Origin of the sequence: Nocardia farcinica, from assembly GCF_029867845.1 — a bacterium.
GTDB classification, from domain to species: domain Bacteria; phylum Actinomycetota; class Actinomycetes; order Mycobacteriales; family Mycobacteriaceae; genus Nocardia; species Nocardia farcinica_A.
Genome location: NZ_JARWRU010000402.1, coordinates 1 through 8,081 on the forward strand (window position 1 = coordinate 1; position 8,081 = coordinate 8,081).

6 protein-coding genes are annotated in these 8,081 nt (G+C 70.6%); all 6 read right to left on the reverse strand.

The window, feature by feature from the left end; translation table 11 throughout:
• Positions 1 to 109 precede the first annotated feature (109 nt).
• Positions 110 to 1,549 carry an aldehyde dehydrogenase family protein gene (locus tag QH283_RS08530; RefSeq protein ID WP_280502476.1) on the reverse strand — a complete coding sequence of 480 codons (1,440 nt, stop codon included), beginning with the start codon at positions 1,547 to 1,549 and terminating at the stop codon, positions 110 to 112.
• A gap of 2 nt (positions 1,550 to 1,551) precedes the next feature.
• Positions 1,552 to 3,258: a thiamine pyrophosphate-binding protein gene (locus QH283_RS08535; protein WP_280502477.1), complete on the reverse strand. Its 1,707-nt coding sequence runs from the start codon at positions 3,256 to 3,258 to the stop codon at positions 1,552 to 1,554.
• The gene (locus QH283_RS08540) at positions 3,248 to 4,177 is read right to left on the reverse strand and encodes an SDR family NAD(P)-dependent oxidoreductase (protein WP_280502478.1); all 930 of its coding nucleotides are present in this window, start codon (positions 4,175 to 4,177) and stop codon (positions 3,248 to 3,250) included. Before QH283_RS08540 ends, QH283_RS08535 begins: the two co-directional genes overlap by 11 nt.
• Entirely contained in the window at positions 4,174 to 5,997 is a 1,824-nt protein-coding gene (locus tag QH283_RS08545; protein ID WP_280502479.1) for a flavin-containing monooxygenase, read from the reverse strand. Before QH283_RS08545 ends, QH283_RS08540 begins: the two co-directional genes overlap by 4 nt.
• 32 nt (positions 5,998 to 6,029) lie before the next feature.
• A complete protein-coding gene (locus QH283_RS08550) occupies positions 6,030 to 7,394 on the reverse strand; it encodes an aromatic ring-hydroxylating oxygenase subunit alpha (RefSeq protein ID WP_280502480.1) in 1,365 nt (454 codons plus the stop codon).
• Positions 7,395 to 7,421: 27 nt separating this feature from the next.
• On the reverse strand, positions 7,422 to 8,081 hold a 660-nt coding region (locus tag QH283_RS08555; RefSeq protein ID WP_280502481.1), incomplete at its 5' end, for an SDR family NAD(P)-dependent oxidoreductase.

Genomic DNA, 8,081 nt, shown 5'->3' on the forward strand with positions numbered 1-8,081 from the left:
CGCCGCCCCCCCCCCCCCCCCCCGCCGCGGGGGCCCCCCCCCCGCGGCCGCCCGCCGCGGCGCGCCGCCGCCCCCCCCCCCCCCCCCCCCCCCCCCCCCAGCGGTGTGCTCACTCGGGCGCGTAGCCGAGGATGCCCTTGATCTCCAGGTAGTCGTGGAAACCGAATTCGCCCCACTCCCTGCCGTTTCCGCTCTTGCGGTAGCCCCCGAAGGGGCACCCGAAGTCGAAGGCGCTGTTCACCGAGACCCAGCCCGCCCTGATGCGGCGGGCCAGCGCGCGCGCCACCTCGAGGTCGGCGCCGCAGATGTTGGCCGCGAGACCGTACTCGGTGTCGTTGGCGATCTCGACGGCGTGGTCGAGATCGTCGTAGGCGATGATCGACAGCACCGGACCGAAGATCTCCTCGCGGGCGATGGTCATGTCGTTGGTGACGTCGGCGAACACCGTCGGCTTGACGTAGTAGCCGCGGTCGAGCCCCTCCGGCCGGCCGGTGCCGCCCGCGACCAGGGTGGCGCCCTCGTCGATGCCGCGCCGGATGAGCCCCTGGATCTTGTCGAATTGCCGCTTCGACACCACCGGGCCGATCGCCACCTCGCCGGTGGGATCGCCGACGGTGGTCGCCGCCGCCGCGGCGCGCGCGGCCTCGACGACCTCGGTGAGGCGGGCGCGGGGCACCAGCAGCCGCGACAACGCGCTACAGGTCTGGCCCGAGTTGTTCATCATCCCAGCGACGGCGATGCCGACATTGGCGAGCAGTTCCTCGTCGTCGAGCACGATGTTCGGGCTCTTGCCACCGAGTTCCTGGGTGACCCGCTTGACGCTCGGCGCGGCCGCGCGCGCCACCTCGACACCCGCCCGGGTGGAGCCGGTGAACGAGATCAGATCCACATCGGGGTGGGCCGACAGCGGCGCGCCCGCGCCCGGGCCGTCGCCGTGCACGAGATTGAACACGCCGGCGGGAACGCCCGCGGCGTCGAGGATCTCGGCGAAGATCTGCGCGGAGAACGGGGTCTGCTCGGACGGCTTGAGCACCACCGTGCAGCCGGTGGCCAGCGCGGGGAACACCTTGACCGCGATCTGGTTCAACGGCCAGTTCCACGGGGTGATCAGCCCGCACACGCCGATCGGCTCCTTGATCACCAGGGTCGCGCCGCGCTGCTCCTCGAACGGATAGTTCTCCAGAATGCCGAGGGCGGTGGCCAGGTGGCCCGCGCCGAGGTCGACCTGGAGTCCGCCCGCCAGCGCGGCCGGCGCGCCCATCTCGGCGGTGAGCGCGGCGGCCAGATCGCCGCGGCGGCGCTCGTACTCCGCGCCGATGGCACGCAGCAGGGCCAGCCGGTCGGGCACCGAACTCGCCGACCAGGCCGGGAAGGCGGTGCGGGCGGCGGCGACCGCGCGGTCGATGTCGGCGGCCGAGCCCGCCGCGACCGTGCCGTGCAACTCCTCGGTGGCGGGGTTGACCACCTCGAAGGTCGCGGAGGTGGCGGGATCGACCCATTTGCCACCGATGTAGAAGGTGGAGATCGTGCGCGGGGAGGTGGATGCCATGACTACTGTGTCCCTTCGGCGTACCAGGTGCGGAATTCGTCGTAGGACGGCATCTCCTCGGAATTGGCCTTCGGATCGACGGCCACATGGATGACGCCCACTTTTCCGCTGGCGTAGGCGCGTTTGACCGCGGGTGCGATGTCCTCGTCGCGTTCGACGTACTCGCCGTGGCAGCCGAAGCCCTCGGCGACCCTGTCGAGGCGGGTCGCGGTGCTCCAGTGCGTGCCCGTCTCACGCGAGCCCTGGCCGAAAGTGCGCTTGTAGACACCGACTTCCAGGCCCCAGGCGTAGTCAACGGCGACCACGCAGACCAGGGGCAGGTTCAACCGGGCCGCCGTCTCCAGTTCCGCGATCTGGAACTGGAACGAGGAGTCGCCGGTGATCAGCATGACCGGCCGCCGGCGTCCCTCGGCGACCGAGGCGCCGACGGCGTAGGGCAGGCCGGTGCCGAGATGGCCGAAGTTCTGGTTCCAGATCACGTCGTGCGGCTTGGCCTGCGAGTAGGTCCAACCGAAGATGGTGGTGGCGCCGCCGTCGCGGACCATGATGCCGTCGGCGGGAAAGGCCCTGGTTGCCTCGACGATCAACCGGGCCGGGTGCACGGGGGAGCGGCCCGACGGCGCGGTCTCGGCGAGTTCGGCCAGCCGGGCCGCGTCCTGTTCGATCCAGCGCGCCAGCACCGGGGTCGGGGTGCGCGGGGTGTCGCGCAGCGCCTCGGTCAGCTGGGGGACCACCGCGCGCAGGTCGCCGACGAGCGGGACGTCGATCGGCCGGTTCACCCCGATCGCGGCCGGGTCCTGTTCGATCAGGATCCATTTCCGGTTCGCCTCGTTGGCCGACCAGTGCCTGCCGCGCCCGTAGTGCACCGGCTCGCCGAGTTCGGTGCCGATGGCCAGGCACAGGTCGGAGGCCACCACGGCCTCGACGGCGGAGGGGGAGAAGCCGTAGGGGAAGGTGCGGTCCTCCAGCCCCTCGATGTAGGAGGTGCCGCCGGAGGTCTGGACGACCGGGCAGGCCATCAGCTCGGCCAGTGCGCGCACCGCGGCGCCGGCGCGGGTGGTGTGCACGCCGTGACCGGCCAGCAGCACCGGCTGTTTCGCGGCGCGGACGAGCTCGGCGGCCTCGGCGATCCGGTCGGCGCCCGCGGTCTGCCCGACCAGCCGGTATCGGTGCGGCGGCAGCGGGTCGGGCACGTCGAGGTCTTCGAGGATGACGTGCGAGGGGTATTCGATGTAGACCGGGCCCGGCGTGCCGGTCAGCGCCCTGCGCAGGCCCTCGCGGAGGATCTCGTCGGTCTGGTCGGCGTATTCGATGCTGGCGCTGTACTTCACCGACGGCTCGAACAGCTCGGCTTGTTTGACGAACTGGATGCGGCCGCGCCGGACCCGCTGCTCGGTGATGCGGGCGCGCTGGCCGCCGAGGAAGATCACCGGCGAGTTCTCCACCTTCGCGCACATCATGGCCCCGGCCAGATTGGCGACACCGGGGCCGAGAGTGCCGATGCAGACGGCGGCGCGGCCGGTCATGCGTGACACCGCCTCGGCCATGAACCCGGCCGATTCCTCGTGGTGGGGTGCGACGACGTTCCAGCCGCGTTCCTCGGCGAGGTGGAACATGTGCACGAAGTTCGGATCGGGGATGCCGAATATCGTGTCGATGCCCTCGGCTTCGAGCAGGTGCAGGATGCGTTCGTAGACCTTAACCGACATGCTGGGCCGCCTCCGTGGCTAGCGCGAAACTCTTCCTCAGGTGATCGGCGTGACCGGTCGCGACGGGCAGGACCCAGGAGTGCGCGGGGTCGCGGATCTCCTCGATGCGTTCGCCGACCTGCTCGACGGTCCAGCAGGGCTGGTACACCCCCGGCGTCTCGGCGATATAGGCCCGCGCCACCCGGCCCGCGACCGCGATCAGCACGTCGCCGGACAGCGAGCAGGATTCGTGGGCGAGCCAGCCCACGGCGGGCGCGGTCAGCTCGGGGCCCATCGGGGGATAGGCCGAGGTGTCCAGCCCGTCGGCCAGCCGTGTCACCGCCGCGGGCACGATGACATTGCTGCGCACGCCGTGTTCGGCGCCCTCCAGGGCCACCACATTCGACAGGCCGATCACACCGGCCTTGGCGGCGGCGTAGTTGGCGACGCCCTTGTTGCCGTACAGTCCGCCGATCGAGGAGGTGAGCACCACCCGTCCGTAACCCGCGTCGGCCATGACCGGGAAGGCAGGCCGGGTGAGGTGGAAGGCGCCGCGCAGGTGCACGTCGAGCACGGCGTCGAAGTCCTCGTAGCTCATCTCCCGCAGTGAGCCGTAGCGGACGTTGCCCGCGTTGTGCACCAGGATGTCGAGGTGGCCGAAGCGCTCGAGTGCGGTTCGCACGATCGCCTGCCCGCCTTCGGCGGTGGCGACCGAATCCGTCGAGGCCACGGCCGTGCCGCCGGCGGCCTCGATCTCGGCGACGACCTCACGCGCCGGATCGCCCTCCACGGTGTCACCGCGCACGCTGCTGCCGAGATCGTTGACCACCACCGCCGCGCCCCGCTCGGCCAGCAGCAGGGCGTAGGCGCGTCCGAGGCCACGGCCCGCGCCGGTGACGATCGCGACGCGCCCGTCGAAGCGCAGCTCGTCGCGGCTCATGAGCGCAGCTCCATACCCGGCAGCTCGCCGGTGTCGCGCCAGGCCAGCAGCAGGTCCTCGAAGGCGTAGAAGCCGGGCCAGTACGGCTCGCCCAGATGCGAGCGGATCTTCTGCTCGCCTTCGTTGTTGTAGTAGCCGGGCGTGCACTCGCGCTGGAAGGCGGTGTTGTCGACGGCGGTCTCGCGCACCGTGGCGCACCACTGCTCGACCGCCTCGGCGGTGGGTTCCACCACCGTCGCGCCCCGCTCGCCCGCGCGGGCAAGCACGTAGGCGATGTGGCGCGCCTGCTGGTCGAACATGTCGGTGGTGCTCGCGGTGACGCCGCCCTGGAGGAATCCGGTGAAGAACAGGTTCGGGAAGCCGTGGGTGGTCATGCCGTGCAGGGTGCGGTAGCCCTCGGCCCAGTGCTCGTAGAGCGATCGCCCGGCCCGGCCGGTGAACGGCGCGATGCCGAGGCGGCGGTCCAGATCGGTGGTGATCTCGAAGCCGCTGGCGAAGATGATGCAGTCCACCCGGTGCTCCACCCCGTCGGCCATGATGCCGTCGGCGGTGATGCGTTCCACGCCCTTGGTTTTCGAGACGTCGACCAGGGTGACATTGTCCTGGTTGAAGGTGGGCAGGTAGTCGTCGTTGAAACACGGCCGCTTGCACAGGAACCGGTACCAGGGTTTGAGCGCCTCGGCGGTGGCCGGGTCCCGCACGATGGCGTCCACGCGCCTGCGCACGCGCTCCATCGCCTTGTAGTCCTCGATCTCGCGCAGTCGCATGAACTTCTCCGGCGTGAGCGTGGCCCAGCCGCCGGTGGCACTCAGATGCGCCTCCAGGTTGCGACTGACCTCGGTCCAGCCGTCGCAGATCAGATCCTGCTGGCCGGGCGCGAACGCCTCGAACGCGGCGGTGTGGAAGTTGCGCTTGCGCTCCCGCGTCCAGCCGGGCCGCAGGGTCGCCGCCCATGCGGGGTCGGTGGGCACGTCGCCGCGCTCGTAGACATAGGAGGGTGTGCGCTGGAAGACGTAGAGGTGTTCGGCCGAGCGCGCGATGTGCGGGACGATCTGCACGCCGCTCGCGCCGGTGCCGATCACCGCGACCTTCTTGCCCGCCAGCCCGTCCAGCCCGCCGTGCATGTCGCCGCCGGTGTAGGCGTAGTCCCAGCGCGCGCTGTGGAACATGTGGCCGCGGAAATCCCTGATGCCGGGGATACCGGGGAGTTTCGGCTTGTTGAACGGACCTTGGGCCATGACCACGTGACGGGCGCGGATGTCGTCGCCGCGATTGGTGCCGATCCGCCAGCGCCCGTCGTCCTCGTCCCAGCTCAGCGCCTCGACCAGGGTGGAGAACACGGCCCGCTCGTAGAGGTCGTAGTGCTTGCCGATGCGCTGGGCGTGCTCGAAGCACTCGTCACCGCGGGCGTATTTCTCCTTCGGCAGATAGCCGGTCTCCTCCAGCAGCGGCAGGTAGGCATAGCTGTCGGTGTCGCACTGGATGCCGGGATAGCGGTTCCAGTACCAGGCGCCGCCGAAATCGCCCGCCAGCTCGATGATCCTGAAATCGGTTACCCCGGCCTCCATCAGCCGGGCGCCGGTGATCAACCCGGCCCAGCCGCCGCCGAGGACGGCCACCTCGATCTCGGCGGTGATCGGATCGCGCGGCACCACCGGTGTGTAGGGGTCGGCTTCGTAGAACTCGGGGAAAGCCTCGTCGGTGGTCAGGTACTGGGCCTGGCCCTCCTCGCGGAGCCGAACGTCGCGTTCGGCGAGGTACCTGGCGCGCAGCGCGGGCAGGTCGATCTCGGGGGTGTCGGTGGGTGCGCAGTCGCTCATCGGTGCGTCCTAGCTCGGAAAGTGCCTGCTGGTCAGGCCAGATCGGTGGGCTCGCCGGTGCCCATGTAGCGCGCCAGGTTGTGGTGCAGGTTGACCACGCTGCGCTCCCGGTACGGGTTCGGCTTGTTGCCGGTGAAGCCGCGGGACTTCATGCCCTGCTGCACGGCGGCCATGTTGTCGAAGTCCTGTGGCAGCACGCTGCGCCAGCCGGGATCGCCGACCGGGGTGTGGATCCACTCCGTCCGCGGCTGCTGCCCCTCGGGGAACAGTTCGAAGACGGCGGCTTCGAACAGGCAGCGGTCCGGGTCGGCCCCCAGCGGCCGGAAGCGGTAGCAGAGCATGTTGTTGACCGCGTGACCGATCTGGAAGTTCGGGAAGATCTGCCAGGCGGTGCCGCTCTCGGCGACGACCCGCGGGTCGACCTTCGGCCACTCCACCCCGCGCGCCTGGTCCTCGGCGCGGGCGGTGTCGAGCCAGTAGCGCAGCACCTGGTCGGCGGGCGTGCCCTCGGGCAGCTCGTCGACCAGGCGATTGGCCACGTCCACCAGGGTGCGGGTGGTGTTGGTGTTGGCGTTCTCCCAGGTGAAGTTCTGCAGGTTCGCGGTGGAGACGCGGGCGTCGGCGCCGCCGCCGACGCGCAGCTTGGCCTGGTTCTCCTCCATGCCCTTCGGCGCGTCGTAGCCGATGTTGCTGTGCTTGCCCTGCGCGCGGGCCCAGCCGAGGAAACTGCCGAAATTGGCGAATTCCGGGTGGGTGTAGGGCACGTGGTAGGTCTCCATGAACGCCTCGAAGGCGACCTTCCAGTTGCAGTCGAACTCCACCCAGCGCCGCCAGCGGTAGCGCATCTTCTCCAGTTCGAAGTGCTCGAGCAGGCTCGCGGCGGGCTCGAGGTAGTCGCGCAGCGGTTCGGCGCCGGGGTCGAGGTTGATCCAGATCCACCCGCCCCAGGTGTCGACCCGCACGGGGGTGAGCCGGTCGCGGCCGTCGAGCGCGCACTTCCAGTCCTCGCGCTCGGGCACGAAGGTGTTGTTGCCCTCCAGGTCGTAGCGCCAGCCGTGGAAGCCGCACACGAACTGCTTGCGGCGTCCGCGCGCGTCGTGCGCGCCGGGCGGGATGTCGACCAGCCTGCGGCCGCGATGGGCGCACACGTTGTAGTAGGCGCGCAGGGTGTGTTCGGTGGTGCGGGTGACGATGATCGACTCGTCCATGATCTCGTAGGTCAGGAAATCGCCGACGCGCGGAATCTCCTCGACCCGGCCGACCTGCTGCCAGACCTTCGACCACAGCTTCTCGAACTCGGCGCGGGCGTATTCGGGGCTGGTGTAGGCCTCGACGCCGATCTGCTTCGGCGTCGACAGCGGTTCGGTCGCGGTGCTGTGCTCGGCGGTCTCGGTCATGACTTGATCTCCTGGAAGCGGTGGGGGTCAGGCGGTGATGGCCGCGCGGAAGTTCTCGTCCTTCAGGAACAGCGAGGTGTTGTCGGCGGCCAGGTGGCTCCAGCGCAGGTTCAGACCGCCGTCGACCAGCAGTGTCTGGCCGGTCACGTAGCTCGACAGGTCGGAGAGCAGGAACAGGATCGGGCCCGCCTGCTCTTCGGGCCGCCCGCGTCTGCCCATGGCGATGGCGGCGCGGTCGCGCTCGGGATCGGCGTCGACGTATGCGCCCGAGGCCGGTGTCGCGGTGACGCCGGGGGCGATCGCGTTGACCCTGATGCCCGCGGGAGCCAGTTCGACGGCCAGACTGCGGGTGGCCGCGACGATCGCCGCCTTGGCCGTGCCGTAGGCGATGTGGAAGGGCGCGGTGTTCATGCCGCTGATCGAGGACAACGACACGATCGAGCCGGGCAGGCCTGCCTGCTGCAACTCGGCGGCCACTGCCTGGCTGAGGAAGAACATCGTCTCGAGATTGCGCGCGAACAGCTCCCGCCAGTCCGCGCGGGTGACCCGGGTGGCCCGCATCCACGTGGCGGGGGCCGCGGCCCCCCCCGCCGGGTCCACGGCGGGGGGGTGGGCCGGGGCGGGGCGGGGCGGGTGGGGGGGTGGCGCCCCCCCCCCCGCGGGGGGGGGCGGCGGCGCCCCGCGGGG